The 16,881-nt window shown below is 69.3% G+C and carries 13 protein-coding genes; 3 read left to right on the forward strand and 10 right to left on the reverse strand.

Annotation, left to right across the window (positions count from 1 at the left end):
* Positions 1–141 precede the first annotated feature (141 nt).
* Together AAIL17_RS05680 and AAIL17_RS05685 are read left to right on the forward strand one after the other, a co-directional pair.
* The gene (locus AAIL17_RS05680; RefSeq protein ID WP_424681853.1) at positions 142–2,997 is read left to right on the forward strand and encodes a protein kinase domain-containing protein; all 2,856 of its coding nucleotides are present in this window, start codon (positions 142–144) and stop codon (positions 2,995–2,997) included.
* 272 nt (positions 2,998–3,269) lie between these two features.
* Positions 3,270–4,322 carry a D-alanyl-D-alanine carboxypeptidase family protein gene (locus tag AAIL17_RS05685; protein ID WP_424681854.1) on the forward strand — a complete coding sequence of 351 codons (1,053 nt, stop codon included), beginning with the start codon at positions 3,270–3,272 and terminating at the stop codon, positions 4,320–4,322.
* 78 nt (positions 4,323–4,400) lie between these two features.
* Here the strand turns inward: AAIL17_RS05685 and metK are convergent, their stop codons facing one another.
* The 8 genes from metK to AAIL17_RS05725 form a co-directional block, all read right to left on the reverse strand.
* The gene (gene metK / locus AAIL17_RS05690) at positions 4,401–5,612 is read right to left on the reverse strand and encodes a methionine adenosyltransferase (RefSeq protein ID WP_424681855.1); all 1,212 of its coding nucleotides are present in this window, start codon (positions 5,610–5,612) and stop codon (positions 4,401–4,403) included.
* 417 nt (positions 5,613–6,029) lie between these two features.
* Positions 6,030–7,016 carry a tRNA dihydrouridine synthase DusB gene (gene dusB / locus AAIL17_RS05695; protein WP_424681856.1) on the reverse strand — a complete coding sequence of 329 codons (987 nt, stop codon included), beginning with the start codon at positions 7,014–7,016 and terminating at the stop codon, positions 6,030–6,032.
* Positions 7,017–7,106: 90 nt separating this feature from the next.
* Positions 7,107–8,048, reverse strand: a complete 942-nt coding sequence (locus tag AAIL17_RS05700; RefSeq protein ID WP_424681857.1) for a phosphatidate cytidylyltransferase — start codon at positions 8,046–8,048, stop codon at positions 7,107–7,109.
* Positions 8,045–8,644, reverse strand: coding sequence for a lysophospholipid acyltransferase family protein (locus AAIL17_RS05705; RefSeq protein WP_424681858.1), 600 nt, complete (start codon positions 8,642–8,644; stop codon positions 8,045–8,047). The genes AAIL17_RS05700 and AAIL17_RS05705 overlap by 4 nt, the downstream gene beginning before the upstream one ends.
* Positions 8,641–9,261: a CDP-alcohol phosphatidyltransferase family protein gene (locus AAIL17_RS05710; protein ID WP_424681859.1), complete on the reverse strand. Its 621-nt coding sequence runs from the start codon at positions 9,259–9,261 to the stop codon at positions 8,641–8,643. Before AAIL17_RS05710 ends, AAIL17_RS05705 begins: the two co-directional genes overlap by 4 nt.
* A gap of 60 nt (positions 9,262–9,321) precedes the next feature.
* On the reverse strand, positions 9,322–10,440 hold the full coding sequence (locus AAIL17_RS05715; RefSeq protein ID WP_424681860.1) for a PepSY-associated TM helix domain-containing protein: 1,119 nt from the start codon (positions 10,438–10,440) through the stop codon (positions 9,322–9,324).
* 2 nt (positions 10,441–10,442) lie between these two features.
* Positions 10,443–12,563, reverse strand: coding sequence for a TonB-dependent receptor (locus AAIL17_RS05720; protein WP_424681861.1), 2,121 nt, complete (start codon positions 12,561–12,563; stop codon positions 10,443–10,445).
* Positions 12,564–12,645: 82 nt separating this feature from the next.
* Positions 12,646–13,914: a nucleoside permease gene (locus AAIL17_RS05725; protein ID WP_424681862.1), complete on the reverse strand. Its 1,269-nt coding sequence runs from the start codon at positions 13,912–13,914 to the stop codon at positions 12,646–12,648.
* A gap of 308 nt (positions 13,915–14,222) precedes the next feature.
* Between AAIL17_RS05725 and rhtC the strand changes: the two genes are divergently transcribed.
* On the forward strand, positions 14,223–14,846 hold the full coding sequence (gene rhtC / locus AAIL17_RS05730) for a threonine export protein RhtC (RefSeq protein WP_424681863.1): 624 nt from the start codon (positions 14,223–14,225) through the stop codon (positions 14,844–14,846).
* 2 nt (positions 14,847–14,848) lie between these two features.
* Here rhtC and AAIL17_RS05735 read toward each other — a convergent pair whose 3' ends face one another.
* Entirely contained in the window at positions 14,849–15,445 is a 597-nt protein-coding gene (locus AAIL17_RS05735) for a uracil-DNA glycosylase family protein (RefSeq protein WP_424681864.1), read from the reverse strand.
* 59 nt (positions 15,446–15,504) lie between these two features.
* The gene (locus AAIL17_RS05740) at positions 15,505–16,872 is read right to left on the reverse strand and encodes an FAD-binding oxidoreductase (protein ID WP_424681865.1); all 1,368 of its coding nucleotides are present in this window, start codon (positions 16,870–16,872) and stop codon (positions 15,505–15,507) included.
* Positions 16,873–16,881 lie beyond the last annotated feature (9 nt).

Consider the following 16,881-nt stretch of genomic DNA (forward strand, 5'->3'; position numbering starts at 1 on the left):
ACGTTTCCACGGGCATTGCCGGCGGGCCTTTCCTGGCAAGGCATCGGCAAAACGGGGGCCGAAACCTCATCTGCGTGCCGTGACATGTGATATGCGCGTGAATTCGGGGTCATAATCGCCCTCCGGGAACCGGGGGGTTGTATGGCAAGGCAGCTGACGGACCGCTACGTCGAGGCCAAGCGCATCGCGATGGCGGCCATGGACGTGGATGCGTCCGCGCGCGATGCGCTGATCGACGAGCATGTCGGTGAAGACGCCGAGCTCGCACGCGAGGTGCGCTGGATGCTCGATGCGATCGAGCGCACCCACACCGCCACGCTACCGTTCGCACCGGCCGCGGCGGCGCCCGACCTGAGCGGCCAGCAGGCGCAGGCCCCCGCGCCACGCAACTACCGCATCCTGCGCCTGCTCGGCGAGGGCGGCATGGGCATGGTCTACCTGGCCGAGCGCTGCGACGAGGGCTTCTCGCAGCAGGTCGCGCTGAAGTTCCTGCACGCCGCCAACGAAGGCTCGCCGATCCTGCACGAGCGCTTCAGCCAGGAGCGCCGGCTGCTGGCGCGGCTGGAGCATCCGGGCATCGCGCGCCTGCTCGACGGCGGCGTGATGGACAGCGGCCGGCCGTTCCTGGCGATGGAGTACGTTGAGGGCCAGCGCATCGACGAGTGGTGCGACGCGCGCGCGCTGTCGTTCAACGATCGCATCGCGCTGTTCCTCAAGGTCTGCGACGCGGTCGAGTTCGCCCACCGCAACCTGGTGATCCACCGCGACATCAAGCCGGCCAACATCCTGGTCACCTCCGAGGGCGCCCCGAAACTGCTCGACTTCGGCATCGCGCGCATCATCGAGGAAGGGCAGGTGCTCGCCACGGCCACCGCCGCGCATGCGCTGACGCTCGCCTACGCCAGTCCCGAGCAGATCGAACAGCAGCCGCTGACCACCGCCGCGGACGTCTATTCGCTGGGCGTGGTGCTCTACCAGCTGATCGCCGGGCGTCGCCCGTACCAGCACCTGGTCACGCCGCACCTGCTGTCCAATGCCATCGTCGGCGGCCAGATCGACGCACCCAGCCGCAGCCTGCGCGAGGCGCCGGCCGACCAGCGCCGGCCGTGGCGGTCGATTCCGGCGGACGTGGACGCGATCGTGCTCAAGGCGCTGCGCCGGCAGGTCAGCCAGCGCTACACCAGCGTCGCCGAGCTCGCCCAGGACCTGCGCAACTACCTCGCGCGGCGGCCGGTGAAGGCGCGCCGCGGCCGGCAGTGGTACCGCATGCGCCGCTTCGCCCAGCGCAACCGCTGGCCGCTGGCCGCGGCGGGCATGGTGCTGGCCGCCGTGCTGGCCGGGCTGACCGCCTCGCTGATGGCGCTGGCGCAGACCCGCGCGGCGCAGCGGCTGGCCGAGCAGCGCCAGCACGACCTGGAGCGCATGGTCGACTTCCAGCAGTCGATGCTGCAGAGCGTGGACATCGATGCCATGGGCCACGCGCTGACCCACGGCGAGCGCGCGCTGGTGCTGGCGCGCCTCGATGCCGTGCCGGGACAGGCGATGGATCGCGCGCAACTGGAGCAGGCGTTCGCCGGCATCGCCGCCTCCGGACCCGCACGCGACGCGCTGGACACTTACGTCGTGAGCCATGCGCTGGCGCGGCTGGACAAGGATTTCGCCGATGCGCCGCTGCTCGCAGCGGACCTGCGTCAGTCACTGGCGCGCGTGCTGCTGACCATCGGCAGCTACGGGCATGCCGCCGCGGAATTGCGCAAGGTGGTGCAGGTGCGCGAACGGCAGTTGCCGGCGACCGCCGCCGCACTGGCGTCGGCGCGGGTGGACCTGGGCGAGGCGCTCTATCGCGGCGGCCAGCTGGAGCAGGCGGCCAGCGTGTACGACAGCGCGTTGCCGGCTGCCGCCACTCTGCCGCTGGCCGATCCCCTGCAGGTCGCCGCGCTTTCCGGGCGTGCCCGCGTGCTTGCCGCGCGGGGCCACCTGAAGCAGGCGCTGGATCAGCAGGAGGCGCTCTACGCCGGCCTGGCGCGACGTCTGCCCCTTACCGACGAAGGCCTGCTGCGGCTGCGCCGCGACCGCGTCGAAACGTTGACCCTGCTCGGGCAGCGCGACCGCGCGCGGACGGAACTGGAACAACTGGTGCCGCTGTACCGCCAGACCTTCGGCGTGGAACATCCGGAAACCCTCGCCACCACCCTCACGCTGGCCACGCTGCTGTACTCGCAGGACAACGAGTACGAGCGCTCGCTCGCGCTGGCGCAGGACGTGGCGGCGATCCGCGAGCGGCGGCTGGGGCCGGACCATCCGCTGACCCTGCAGGCGCGCGGGCTGGCTGCGTCCAACGAGGTGCGGCTGGCGCTCGATCCGGCGACCATGGCGCAGGTGCACACGCGGCTGGATGCGATCATCCAGGGCGACCGGCGCGTGCTGGGTCCGGACAATCCGCACACGCTCGACGCGATGACCGACATGGTGCGGCTGCTTTCCAAGCAGGACCGCTACGGCGACGCGATCGCCATGGAACGGGCGATCCTGGCCGGCCGCATCCGCAGCCTGGGTCCGGACCACATCAGCACCCTGTACGCGCGCGGCAGCCTGTCCAGCCTGCTGTGCGAGAACGGCCAGTACGCCGAGGCCCGCGTGCAGGGCGAGCAGGTGCTCGCGGCCCTGCGCCGCCAGCTGGGCGACGACCATCCGATGACCCTGGCCACCTATGACCTGGTCGGGCGCATCGAGGCGGGGGCCGGCCAGTGGACTCTGGCGCGCGACGCCCACGCCAAGGCGCTGGAAGGCCGCGCGCGCACGCTCGGCGACACCGACGCGCACACCATCGAGAGCGCCTCGCGGCTGTATGTCACCCTGCTCAAGCTGCACGACGCCGCCGGCGCCAGGCACGTGCTCGACACCTACCTGCAACCGGTGATCGCGATGCAGCCGGAAACGCTCAACGCCGGCATGCGCAGCGTGCGCGAGGAGGCGCTGGCGGCGGTGGGCAAATAGGCGCCGTACCGTCGTCCGTCCACCGTGCCGTCAACCGGAAGTCTGTTCAAGGGGCAGCTGCGGCGGGTGCAATGCCGCGGCTGCCGGCCGCCGAACCCGGGGCGCGGACAAGCGAACGCGACCGGATGCAGTCGACACCCCTGCGACAAACCCGCGGCACAACAGCCATTTGCAGGACGAAGTTGTGGCTTTTCGGTGGATATTGCAGCCAGCGTGCATTAAGGTCTGTTCTACGTGACATGACGTCGCCGTTGGCGGCGGGGAATACCGGTGTGACTTCTGCATTCATTTCGCCGAACCGACTTGGCGCCCTGTTCGTCATCTCCCTGCTGTGGCTGGTCGCCAGCGTGGCCCACGCCGGCCAGGCGGCCATCGTCGTCGATGCCACCACCGGGCGTGTGCTGGGCCAGGTCAACGCGGACGAGCAGAACTACCCGGCCTCGCTGACCAAGATGATGACCCTCTACCTGACCTTCCGCGAGCTCAAGGCCGGCCGCCTCACGCTCGAGGACAACCTGCCGGTGTCGCGATGGGCGGCCAACCGGGAGCCGAGCAAGCTGGGCCTGCGCGCGGGCAAGACCATCTCGGTGCAGGACTGCATCCTGGCGATGGTGACCAAGTCGGCCAACGACGCGGCCACCGTGGCCGCGGAGAGCATCGGCGGTTCCGAAGCGGGCTTCGCCGACATGATGAACGCCCAGGCGGCGCTGCTGGGCATGAGCGGCACGCATTTCGACAATGCCTCGGGCCTGCCCGATCCGAACAACGTATCGACTGCGCGCGACCTGCTGACGCTCGCCATGGCGCTGTACCGTGACTTCCCGCAGTACTCGCACTACTTCTCGACCCGCGAGTTCACCTTCGAAGGGCGCGTGGTGCGCGGCCACAACCACCTGATGGAGCGCTACGAAGGCATGGATGGCCTGAAGACCGGCTACATCGCCGCATCGGGCTTCAACCTGGCCTCCACCGCCGTGCGCGATGGTCACCGGCTGTTCGCCGTGGTGCTGGGCGGGCGCACCGCAGCCAAGCGCGACCGGCTGATGGCGAGCCTGCTCGACGCCGGCTTCGAGCAGAGCGCGGCGGCCGACGCGCTGGCTGCCGCGGGCCAGCCTGCCACGGGCGTGGCCCACCGTGTGCTTGCCGCGCTTTCGCCGATCGCCAACGCCGAGGCCGACCCGGCGCCGACGTCGTCGCCGCGGCGCGCGAAACACCACGGCAAGACGACCACCGCCCGCCGCTCCACCCATCGTGCCCGCCATCACTCGGTCAAGCTGGCCGACCGCACGACCAAGCGGTCGGCCGCCGCGGAAGGCGACGACTGACCCCCTCCCGGTTGATGGTGTCGGAAACGAAAAAACCCGCGGCATGCCGCGGGTTTTTCATTTCGCCTGGCGGTGCGCTTACTTGCGCTTGCCGCCCAGACCCGCGTCGGCGCGCAACGCCTCGGCCTTGTCGGTCTTCTCCCACGAGAACGCGGTGAACGTGCTGCCGTCGGCGGCCTTCACCTCGTACGGGGCACGGCCGAAGTGGCCGTAGCTGGCGGTCTGCTGGTACATCGGGTGGATCAGGTCGAGCATCTTGATGATGCCGTACGGACGCAGGTCGAAGTGCCTGCGGATCAGCTTCTCGATCTTCTCGTCCGAGATCTTGCCGGTGCCGAAGGTGGTCACCGAGATCGAGGTCGGCTCGGCCACGCCGATCGCGTAGGACACCTGCACCTCGCAGCGGTCAGCCAGGCCGGCCGCGACGACGTTCTTGGCGACGTAGCGCGCGGCATAGGCGGCCGAGCGGTCGACCTTGGACGGATCCTTGCCCGAGAACGCACCGCCGCCATGGCGGGCCCAGCCGCCGTAGGTGTCGACGATGATCTTGCGGCCGGTCAGGCCGCAGTCGCCCACCGGGCCACCGATCACGAACTTGCCGGTCGGGTTGATGTGGAACTTGGTGCCCTTGTGCAGCAGCTTGGCCGGCAGCACGGGCTTCAGGATCTCCTCGCGCACCGCCTCGATCAGGTCTTTCTGCTTGATGCCCGGATCGTGCTGGGTCGAGAGCACGACGGCATCGATGGCGACGGCCACGTCGTTCTCGTAGCGCAGGGTCACCTGGCTCTTGGCGTCCGGGCGCAGCCACGGCAGCGGCGAGTTCTTCTTCTTGCGGACCTTGGCCTGCTGCTCGACCAGGCGGTGCGAGTAGTAGATCGCCGCCGGCATGAAGTCCTTCGTTTCATTGGTGGCGTAGCCGAACATCAGGCCCTGGTCGCCGGCGCCCTGTTCCTCGGGCTTCTTGCGGTCCACGCCCTGGTTGATGTCGGGCGACTGCTTGCCGATCAGGTTGAGCACGCCGCAGGTGGCGCCGTCGAAACCCACGTCGGAGGAGTCGTAGCCGATGTCCAGGATGACCTTGCGGGTCAGGCCTTCCAGGTCGATCCAGGCGGAGGTGGTGATCTCGCCGGCGACGATCGCCACGCCGGTCTTCACCATCGTCTCGCACGCCACGCGCGCACGCGGGTCCTGCGCGAGGATCGCGTCGAGGACGGCGTCGGAAATCTGGTCGGCGACCTTGTCGGGATGGCCTTCGGAGACCGACTCGGAGGTGAAGAGGTAGTTGCTCATCGCGGGTTATATCCTTCCTTTCGGATACAGAGATAAAGAAGCCGCGCATGATACACGGGGGCGCGGCGGATTGCAGGCCAGCGTACTACCGCGGGGTGAAGGTTTCATACCCGTTCAGGCGCCGGACGGATGGACGGCCAAATGGCGGCGCTCGGCTTTCCGTCTCGTTGCATGCCCGCCGCGGTACGCGCCGTTTCGACGATGCTGCTCCCTCTCCCCTCCGGGGAGAGGGCTGGGGTGAGGGGCAACCTCGCGACAAGGCGGCTGGCGCGAGCTTTTGAACAACGCCGGCTGGAAAAGGGCTCCCGCGAGCCCCGGTCCCTCACCCGACCCTCTCCCGGAGGGGAGAGGGCTCTGTGTTCCGCAAGCGGGGAGTCGGGCGGCTTTTACCTCTCTCCTTCGGGAGCGAGGTGATCGTCAGGCGGCGGCACGCCGGAGTTCGCCCAGACCGGCGAAGTATTCGGCAGTGAGGCGCAACTGCTCGGCGGCGCTCTCGGCGCGGTTGACCACGTGCCGGAAGGCGGCGTTCTCCGGCCGGTCCTTGGCGTACCAGCCCAGGTGCTTGCGCGCGATGCGCACGCCGGCCTGCTCGCCGTAGAAGGCGTACAGGTGTTCCAGGTGGCCGAGCAGGATGCCGGCGACTTCGGCCGGCGTCGGCTCGGGCAGTGTTTCGCCGGTGGCCAGGTAGTGCGCGACCTCGCGGAAGATCCACGGCCGCCCCTGCGCGCCGCGGCCGATCATCACCGCATCCGCGCCGGTGACGTCGAGCACGTGGCGGGCGCGCCCGGGCGTAGTGATGTCGCCATTGGCCAGCACCGGAATGTGCACGGCGGCCTTCACCGCGGCGATGGTCTCGTACTCGGCCTCGCCCTCGTACTTGTCGGCGCGCGTGCGACCGTGCACCGAGAGCGCGGCGATGCCGCTGTCCTCGGCGATGCGCGCGATGCTGAGCGCGTTGCGGTGTTCATGGTCCCAGCCGGTGCGGATCTTCAGCGTCACCGGCACCTCGACGGCATCGACCACCGCCCTGCAGATGCGCGCCACCAGCGGCTCATCCTGCAGCAGCGCCGAGCCCGACCAGACGTTGCACACCTTCTTGGCCGGGCAACCCATGTTGATGTCGACGATCTGCGCGCCGTTGGCGACGTTGAAACGCGCCGCCTCGGCCAGCATCGCCGGATCGTAGCCGGCGATCTGCACGCTGACGGGCTCCGGCTCGCCGGCGTGATCCATGCGGTGCAGCGACTTGCGCGTATGCCAGAGCTTCGGATCGGCGGTGGTCATCTCCGACACGGCCAGCCCCGCGCCCAGCCGTTTGCACAGCAGGCGGAAAGGCTTGTCGGTGACCCCGGCCATGGGCGCGAGCACCACGGGCGGATCGATACGGTAGGGGCCGATCTGCATTCGCCCATTGTACGAGGTACCCGCAGAGTGGACTTCGACCCACCGCTTTCGCGGGCCGGGAAGGCGGGCTGAAGCCCGCCCTACGAGGGCTTACATCAGCGCGTAGTGCACGACATGGAAGAACACCGGCGCGGCGAAGCTGACCGAATCGAGCCGGTCGAGCATGCCGCCGTGGCCCTCGATCATGTGTCCCCAATCCTTCGCACCGAGGCTGCGCTTGACCGCCGACAGCGCCAGCCCGCCGAGGAAGCCGGCGACCACGATCACCAGCGACATCCCGGCCGAGCCCCAGAACGAGAACGGCGTGATCCACCAAAGTCCCGCCCCCACCGCCACCGCGGACAACCCGCCGCCGACCAATCCCTCGACCGTCTTGGACGGGCTCACCGACGGCGCCAGCTTGCGTCGTCCGAACAGCTTGCCGAACACGTACTGGAACACGTCGCTGATCTGCACCACCAGCAGCAGGTACAGGAGCAGCAACAGGTTCTGGCCCTCGTAGCCGGGCACGTGCAGCAGCAGGACCGCCGGCGCGTAGCTGATGCAGTAGACGGTGAGCATCAGGCCCCACTGGATCTTGGTGGTGCGCTCCAGGAACGACTCGGTGTCGCCGCCCAGCGCGGTGATCGCCGGCAGCAGCAGGAAGCCGTACACAGGGATGCAGATGGCGAACAGCCCGTACCAGTCGATGCCGATCAGCCAGTACTGCAGCGGAATCGCGACGTAGAAGCACAGCACCAGCGGCAGGTGGTCGCCGCGGCGCGTCGGCGTAAGGGTGAGGAACTCGCGCAGCGCGAAGAACGAGGCCAGCGCGAACAGCACCAGCGTGGCCACCCGCCCGAGCAGGAAGCACACGCACAGGATCGCCACCATCCACCACCAGGCGCCGATGCGGGCGTTCAGGTTGGCGATGACGTCCCGGGATGCCTCGCTGCGTGCGCGCCGCGCCAACGCCCAGCCGATCAGGCTCGCCACCACCAGCAGCGCCAGCACGGCGCCCATCACGGTCCAGAATTTCTGTTGCGGGCTCATGCCAGTTCCACCACCGCCGCGCGGGCGCGTTGCAGGAAGCTTTCCTTGTCCTCGTCCTCGGCCAGCCGCAGCACGCGGCCGAAGCGCACCATGCAGGTGAGCGGCACCGGCAGCAGGCTGCCCTTGGGCATCGCCCGGTGCAGCGTGTCCAGGTAGACCGCCACCAGCTCGGCCTGCGGATGGCGCCGGGCCAGGTGATAGAGCCCGGCCTTGAAGGGTTGCGGCAGGGGATCGGGGCTGCGCGTGCCTTCCGGGAAGAGGATCAGCGAATCGCCCGCGGCCAGCGCCTCGCACAAGGGATCCAGCGGATCGCCGTCGCGGCGCTCGCGGTCGCGCTCGATGTAGACGGCGCGGAAACCATGCTCGGCGATGAAGCCGCGCAGGCCGCCCTTGCCCCAGTAATCGCGCGCGGCGACCGGACGCGTGCGCCGGCGCAGCAGCGGCGGCAGTGCGGCCCACAGCGCCAGCGTGTCCAGGTGGCTGCTGTGGTTGGCGAAGTAGATACGTTGTACCGGCTTGGGCTCGCAACCGAGCCAGCGGCCGTGCGCACCGACCAGCAGGCGTACCAGGCCGACCAGGATGCGCGAGGTGATCATGCGCCGGCGCCCTTCAGTCGCGCGGCGATCGCGCGGATGCGGGTCACGCAGGTCAGCGCCGAACCGCCGGCGATGATGACCGCGGTGGCGAGCAGGGTCGGCTGGCGCCACGCCGGCAGCAGCGCCGCCAGCACCAGCGCCACGCCCAGCAGCCACATGCGGTGCGGCTTGGCCATCGGTCCGCGAAAATCCTGCGCCTGGCCCAGTGCGCCGCCGAGCGCACGGATGTAGGCGGTGAGCGCGGCCAGCAGGGCGGCCAGCCAGCCGAGCCAGGGCGTGGCGATCGCGTAGCCCAGCGCGACCAGGAACAGCGAGTCGGCCAGCCGGTCCGGCAGTTCGTTGTAGAGCGCGCCGGTCGCCGTGCCCTTGCCGCCTTCGACGGCGACCATTCCGTCGAACAGGTTGCACAGCAGCCGCAGCAGGATGGCCAGCGCGCACAGCAGCGCACCGGCCGCGCCGGGCAGGGCAAGCAAGGCCCAGGCGCCGGCCAGCGCGAACAGCACGCTGAGCACGGAGATCTGGTTGGGTGTCAGCCGGCTGCGCGCCAGCACCGCGGCGACGCGTTGCGCCCAGCCGCTGCCGCGCACGGCGATGGGGCGTCGATTGGCGTCCTGCATGGCGTATCCCCCGTAACCTGCGCGCATGCTAGCGCGGGCAGGGAACCGCCGGTGTCGGCCTCAGCCGCGCCGCTTTGTGCGTGCCCGCCAGAACAGGAAGCCGGTCACCAGGAAGAACGGCGGCAGTAATCCGGAGACGATCACCAGCGTGCGCCAGACCGGCCCGGTGGTGCCGGCGTGCAGCGGGTAGATCGCGTTGTTCACCTGCACGCCGGTGTCGGCGCGGGTGGCGTCCGACACGCCCAGCACGCGCGGCTGCCAGGGGTCGATCCAGATCATGCTGCGGCCGGTCGGATTCCACTCGCCCGGAACGCGGGCACGCAGGGTGACGCGGCCATCCCGTTCGCTGGGAAAGGAAAGCCGGCCGAGAGTGGCGCCCGGCAGCGCCTGCCGTGCGGCGGCGAGCACGGCGGGCCAATCGATCGCCGCGTCGCGCATGGCGATGCGAGCCGGCTGCGGCGCTTCCGGCGCGTCGCCGAACAGCGCCTGCAGGGTCGAGCGGGTGCCCCCGTGGTAGCACATCAGCGTGCCGGTCAGGGTCACCGGCAACATCACCGGCAGGCTCATTGCACCGAAGCTGCGGTGCCAGGTCAGCCAGCGTCGCACCGGCGGCTGCGTGTGCGGCTTCAGGTGCGCCAGGACCCGCCCGCGTCCCGGCCACCACAACACCACGCCCGAGACCAGCAGGAACAGGCTGAGCCAGCCGAGCGCGCCGAGCCAGGTTTCGCCGGCGCGGCCGGCGAGCAAGTGGGTGTGCCAGTCGCGCAGGGCGAGCAGCGCGTCGTTGCCTGGCGTGCGGGTCAGCAGCAGTTCGCCACTGGCCGGGTCGAGGTAGCGGCGCACGCCACCGTTGAAGTAGAGCTGCCACACCGGCAGTTCGGCATCCGGCAGGTCGGCGCTGCGCAGTCCCTGCGGCGACCACTCGCGCGCGATGCGCTCCAGCACTGCCGCTTCCTGTGCCGGCGTGGGCAGGGCATGCGCCGCGAGTTCCGGGTGTAGCGCACGCAGCAGCGGCCCCTGCAATGCCAGCACGCTGCCGCTCAGTGCGATGAGCGCGTAGACCGTGCCCACGCCCAGGCCCAGCCACAGGTGCAGCTTGCGCAGCCAGTGGCGCAGCCCGAAGGCCGAACGGGCCGGTGCGGCCTGGTGGGCGGTGTCGTGCCTGACCCTGTCGAGCATGCTCAGAACACCTGCTGCCAGGTGAGCGAGACCGTGCGGCCGCGGCCGGCGAAGTACGAGTCGTCGTCGCCGACCGTCTGCGAGACGTAGTTGATGTACTGCTTGTTGGTGAGGTTCTGCACGCCCAGCGTCCAGTCGCCGGCGGCGCCGGCGTGCCACTTCACATAGGCGTCGGCGGTGACATAGCCGTCGAAGTGCGCGGTGCGCTCGCCCAGCGCGGCGAAGTCGCGGCTGGCCAGGCGCGAGAGCTGCAGGTAGCTCGACAGCACGCCGTTCCAACGCTGGGTCCACGACAGGTTCAGACGGTCCGGAGCGATGTTGGCGCCGTCCAGGTCGGAATCCACCTGGCCATCGCCGTCGCGGTCGGAACGGCCGTGGTTGATCGCGTAGGAGGCGTCCAGCCGCGTGCCTTCGCGCGGAGTCCAGCCGGCGCGCGCTTCCCAGCCGCTGATCTCGGTGCGCTGGCGGGTCACGTTGTAGACCTGGTTGGGCGCGTCGAACACCAGCAGTGCGCCGAGCTTCGAGGTCGAGGTCCAGTAGCTCACGCGCGCATTGAAGGCGGCGCCGGCGTACTCGGCGCCCACCTCGCGGTTGTCCGACACCACCGGCTTGAGGTCCAGGAACTGGCTGACGCTCTGGCCCGGCACGCTGATCGCGCGCAGCACGCGGCCGACGTCGGGCAGGGTGTAGCCCTCGGCGTAACTGGCGAACAGGTTGAGCGCGTCGGTTAGGTACCAGACCGCGCCGATGTTCGGCAGCGTCTTTTTGAAGCTGCGCGAACCGCCTTCGACGGTCACGCCGCCGTAGGAGGCCAGCGTGCGGAAGGTCGGAACTTCCAGCCGGCCGTGTTCCTGGCGCAGGCCGGCGTTGATCGACAGCGCCTGCAGCGGCCAGTACTCGGCCTGAAGGAACGGCGCCCAGCCGGTGTAGGTGCTTTCGGGCACCCAGTCGCGGCCGGTCTGCGCCAGCGACTGGTGGGTGCGGTCGCGATAGCCGTCGGCGCCGGCCAGCACGGTCAGCGTGTCGTCGAACAGGCCGCGGCGCGCCCACGACAACCGTGCGCCGTCCTTGACCGATTCGTTCTGCGACTGGTCGAACACCAGCGGACCGTAGGCAGGATCCTGGAAGGTGCCGAAGGTGCCGCCGCCGAACAGTTCGCGGTTGCGCTGGTGGTAGAGCTGCGCCCGTAGTTCGCCGCCGGCCAGTTGCGGGTCGCGGTAGTCCAGGCTGGTGGTCAGCACCCGGTTGCGCGGCGCCAGGCCCGGCTGCTTCTGGCGCACCGAGGTGGTCGGGACGCCCGCGTCCATGTCGCCGGAGACGGCGGTGTAGTCGCCGTTGCCCTCGAGGTCGAAACGGTTGGCGGTCAGCTGCAGGCGGCGCTCGCCGGCGAAGGTGTAGCCGAGCTTGGCGAAGCCGTCCCAGCTCTGCGATTCCATCAGGTCGCCCTGGGTGCCGTCGACGCCGATCAGCCGTCCGCGCGCATCCGAATACATGCCGCGCTTGCGCCAGGAGGCGCCGGCGACCAGGTCGAACGCGCCCGAACGCGCGCCGATCAGCCAGGCCCCGCCGTAGCCCAGGCCCTCGGCGCCCTGCGTGGGCGCGCTGGCGTCCAGCGTGACTTCCTGGCGGATGCCGTCCTTCGTCGGCGCATGCTTGGTGATGATGTTGATGATGCCGCCGGCGGCGCCCAGGCCTTGTAGCGAGTTGGAGCCCTCGACGATCTCGATCCGCTCGATCATCGCCGGATCGATCGTGTAGCCGTCGCGCGAGCCGTTGCGCAGCGGGCTGGACTGCGGCACGCCGTCGATCATGTACAGCGGGTTGCGGCCGCGCAGGGTCTGGCCGCGCACCGAGAGCTTCTGCGTCGACGGCGCGAAGGAGGGCACCAGCGCGCCGATGGCATCGCCGAGGTCCGGCGTGATCGCCAGCTGGTTGGCCAGCTCCTGGCGGTCGATCACGGTGATCGTCATCGGCAGCGCGCCCTGGCTGCGCGGCAGGCGCAGGGTGCTCTCGGAGACCTCGACCCGCTCGAGGTTCGTCGCCTGCGTGGTGTCCGCCGCGTGCAGCGGGGCCGCCAGGGCCAGGGTCAGGGCGAGCGCGAGCGGACGTACGGACGACGACATGACAGCCTCCAGTGGGGAAGGCTGTGCATGCTAATGAAAATGATTCTCAACAACAAGCAGGAAATTGCGCGAGGCGGGGAAATCAGACCCCCGCCTGCTGCCCCAGGTTCGCCTGCGCCGCGTTCTCCGGAATGTGCTTGTGGCGGAACAGGATCACGAACAGCACCGCCACCACCAGCGCGTAGCCGGCGAAGCTCAGCCAGATGCCGTGCCACTGCAGCGCACCATCCGGCGCGGTGAAGAAGCGCTCGATCACCTGGCCGCTGATCGAGCTGCCGAGCACCGCGCCGACGCCGTTGGTCATCAGCATGAACAGGCCCTGTGCGCTGGCGCGGATCTTCGGGTCGGCCTGGCCCTCGACGAACAGGGAGCCGGAGATGTTGAAGAAGTCGAACGCCATGCCATAGACGATGTTCGACATCACGATCATCCACAGCAGTTCCGCCGGGTTGCCGTAGGCGAACAGGCCGAAGCGTAGCACCCAGGCGACCATGCTGATCAGCATCACGGTCTTGATGCCGAAGCGCTTGAGGAAGAACGGGATCGCGAGGATGAACAGCGTTTCGGACATCTGCGAGATCGACAGCACGATGTTCGGGTAACGCACCGTGAGCAGGCCCTTATAGGCATCGACCTTGCCGAAGTCGTGCAGGAAGGTGTCGCCGTAGGCGTTGGTGAGCTGCAGCGCGGCGCCCAGCGCCATCGCGAACAGGAAGAACACCGCCATCTTGTAGTTCTTGAACAGTGCGAACGAGCGCAGACCGAGCACGTCGATCATCGAAGTATGGCGCGTGTCGCGCGGCGGGCAGCGCGGCAGCGAGAAGGCGTACAGGCCGAGCAGCGCCGACGCGATGGCGGCTATGCGGAACTGTCCCGGCGAGGTCTCGATGTGCAGCAGGCTGATCGCCCACATCGCCGCGATAAAGCCAACCGTGCCCCACACGCGGATCGGCGGGTACACCTTGACGATGTCCACGCCCTCGGTCCTGAGTGCGCTGTAGCCCAGCGTGTAGGAGAGCGCGATGGTCGGCATGTAGAAGCACATGTTGACCAGCATCACCCAGAACAGCGTGGCCGGATTGTCGACCATCGGCACGATGAACAGCATCAGCGCGCCGCCCAGGTGCAATATGCCGTACAGGCGCTCGGCGTTGATCCACTTGTCGGCGATGATGCCGGTGATCGCCGGCATGAACAGCGAGGCGATGCCCATGGTCGAGAAGATCGCGCCGAATTCGGCGCCGCCCCAGTGGCGGGTCTGGAACCAGTAGGCGCCGATGGTGGTGAGCCATGAACCCCACACGAAGTACTGCAGGAAGTTCATCACGATCAGGCGCAGCTTGATGTTCATGGTGCAAAGTCCCGCATGTGCTTTCCCCCTGCAAAAGCCGCGGGACGAACGCCCTGGCTGCAAAGTCCGGCAGGTTAGAGAAACGGTTGCGGGCGGGCAAGGCGCAGCGCAGCGCGTGGACATGCGCGTTGATCCTGCCGCGGCTGCTGTTCCGGATTCGGTGTTCGGTGCGCACGTCGGGTTTGCAGACATCGTTTCCCAAGGGCCGGAGTGCCCGGTGCCTCGCGTGGACACGTGATCTTCCTTCCCGGGGAAAGGGCGAAGTACGTGACCACTTAAGCTCGGACGTTCACTACGGACCGCCATCCATGAATCTTTTCCTCACCATCGCTCTCGTCCACCTGGTCGCGCTGCTCAGTCCCGGTCCCGACTTCTTCTTCGTTTCGCAGACGGCGGTCAGCCGGTCGCGCAAGCAGGCGCTGTTCGGCGTGCTGGGCATCACGCTGGGGATCACGCTGTGGTCGGCGCTGGCATTGCTCGGGCTGCAACTGTTATTGCACCGGCTGGCGTGGCTGCAGCAACTGATCGCCGTGGCCGGCGGCCTGTACCTGGTATGGATGGGATGGCGCATGCTGCGCGGCGCATTCGCGCATGCGCCCGCTGTGCATGGCGAAGCCGTGGCCACGCCCGGCGGCGAGTTGGCCACGATGCGCGCGGGCCTGCTGACCAACCTGGCCAATCCGAAGGTGGTGGTCTATTTCGGCAGCGTGTTCTCGGCCTTCCTGGGCGACCGTGTGGATGCCGCCGCGCGTTGGGGCTTGTGGGCGCTAATCGTGGCCGAGACGTTCGCCTGGTTCGCGCTGGTCGCGGCGTTCTTCGCGCTGCCGGCGATGCGCCGTGGCTACCTGCGGCTGGCACGCTGGATCGACGGTTTCGCCGGCGCCGTGTTCGTGGCCTTCGGCCTGCATCTCATCCTCGCCCGTCGGGCCTGACCCTACGAATGCAGGGCAAGGGCGACGCGTTCGCGCAGTACCGGCAGCAGCTCCTCCGCGAACCACGGGTTGCGCTTGGTCCATAGCTGGTTGCGCGGGCTCGGATGTGGCAACGGGAGCACGCCGCGGGCCAGGTGCGTGCGCCAGTCGCTCACCGTATCGGTGAGGCTCGGGCCGGCCTGTGCGCCAAGCAGGCCCACCTGGGCGTAGCGGCCGATCGCCAGGGTCAGGTCGACCTTCTTCAGCAGCGGCAGCAGCCGCGGATGCCAGGCCGGCGCACATTCGCGTCGAGGCGGTAGGTCGGCGCCGTTCGCGCTGCCAGGGAAGCAGAAACCCATCGGCACGATGGCCACCCTTGACGCGTCGTAGAACGCGACCTTGTCCAGACCCAGCCAGTCGCGCAGACGGTCGCCGCTCACGTCATCGAACGGCACGCCGCTCAAATGCACCTTGCGTCCCGGCGCCTGGCTCACGATCAGCAGGCGCGAGGTGGCCGAGGCCTGCAGCACCGGGCGCACGCCATGGGGCAGGTGCGCGGCACACAGCTGGCAGGCGCGGATCTCGGTGAGCAGCCGGTCTAGCGGGGAGGGGCGGGGCATGGTGCACGTCGGGTTGGAAGCGGAACATGGTAGCGCCTCGCTTCAGTGGCCCACTCGCGTCAGGGCAACAGCTTGCCGGGGTTGAGGATGCCGTCGGGATCGAAGGCGTGCTTCACCTCGCGCATCAGGTGCAGCGTCGCCGGCTGCAGCGCGAGCGGCATGAACTCGCGCTTGGCCCGGCCGATGCCGTGCTCGCCCGACAGCGTGCCCTCGAGTTCGATTACCAGCGCAAAGACCTCGGCCAGGCACGATTGCGCGCGTTCGCGTTCGGCCGCGTCGCGCGGCAGCAGGTTGACGTGCAGGTTGCCGTTGCCGGCGTGGCCGAAGCTCACCACCAGCACGTCGTGCTTCGCCGCCAGGCGCCGGATGCCTTCGACCAGCTCGGGCAGGCGGCTGACCGGCACCACCACGTCTTCGTTGATCTTGTCCGGGGCGATCGTGCGCTGCGCGGGGGAGAGCGCCTTGCGCGCGACCCAGAGCTTCTGCGCTTCTTCCGCGGTGGCCGCCACGTGCAGGGATTCCATGCCCGCACCGCGTGCCGCTTCGGAAACCGCGGCGACCGCGGCATCGAGCGTGTCCGGCTCGCCGTCGACCTCGATCATCAGCATGGCGCCCGCCAGCGGCACCTCGTTCCCCGCATGCGCGTGCGCGAGCCTGAGCGCCGTTTCGTCGATGAACTCCAGCGCGCAGGGCGTCACCGGCTGGCCCATGATGCGCGCGACCGCCTGCGCGGCGGCGCCCACGTCGCGATACGTGGCGCGCAGCGTGCGGATGGCCGAGGGCCTGGGCGTGAGCTTGAGCGTGGCCTCGGTGATGAGCGCCAGCGTGCCTTCCGAACCGATCAGCAGGCGGGTGAGGTCATAGCCGGTGGCGCCCTTGCTGGTGAAGGTGCCGCAGCGGAAGCCTTCGCCGCTGCCGGCGACCGCGCGCAGGCCCAGGGTGTTCTCGCGCGGCGCGCCGTACTTGACCGCGCGCGGGCCGGCCGCGTTGCAGGCGAGGTTGCCGCCGATGCTGCACCAGGGCGAGGAGCTCGGATCGGGCGGCCAGAACAGCCCGTGCGGCGCCAGTGCGCGTTGCAGGTCGCCGTTGATCACGCCCGGTTCGACCACGGCCAGGCGGTTGGCCGGGTCGATCCGCAGGATGCGGTTCATCCGCTCGAAGCTGGCGACGATGCCGCCGTCCACCGGCACCGTGGCGCCGGTGGTGTTGCTGCCGCGGCCGCGCGCGACCAGCGGCACGCGATGCTTGCGGCACAGGCGTACCAGCGCCTCGACCTGGGCGTGTTCGGTGGGGAACACCACGGCGTCCGGTTGCGCGTTGAGGCGCGAGTTGTCGTAGGCGTAGGCCAGGCGCTCGGCCGGGCCGGTGTGCAGGGCGTCGCCGAAGACCGGTTGCAGCGCGTGGAGGAGGGCGTCGGATAGCGGCATGGCCGGCAG

It is taken from the genome of Frateuria sp. YIM B11624, from assembly GCF_049727805.1.
GTDB lineage: Bacteria > Pseudomonadota > Gammaproteobacteria > Xanthomonadales > Rhodanobacteraceae > Frateuria_A.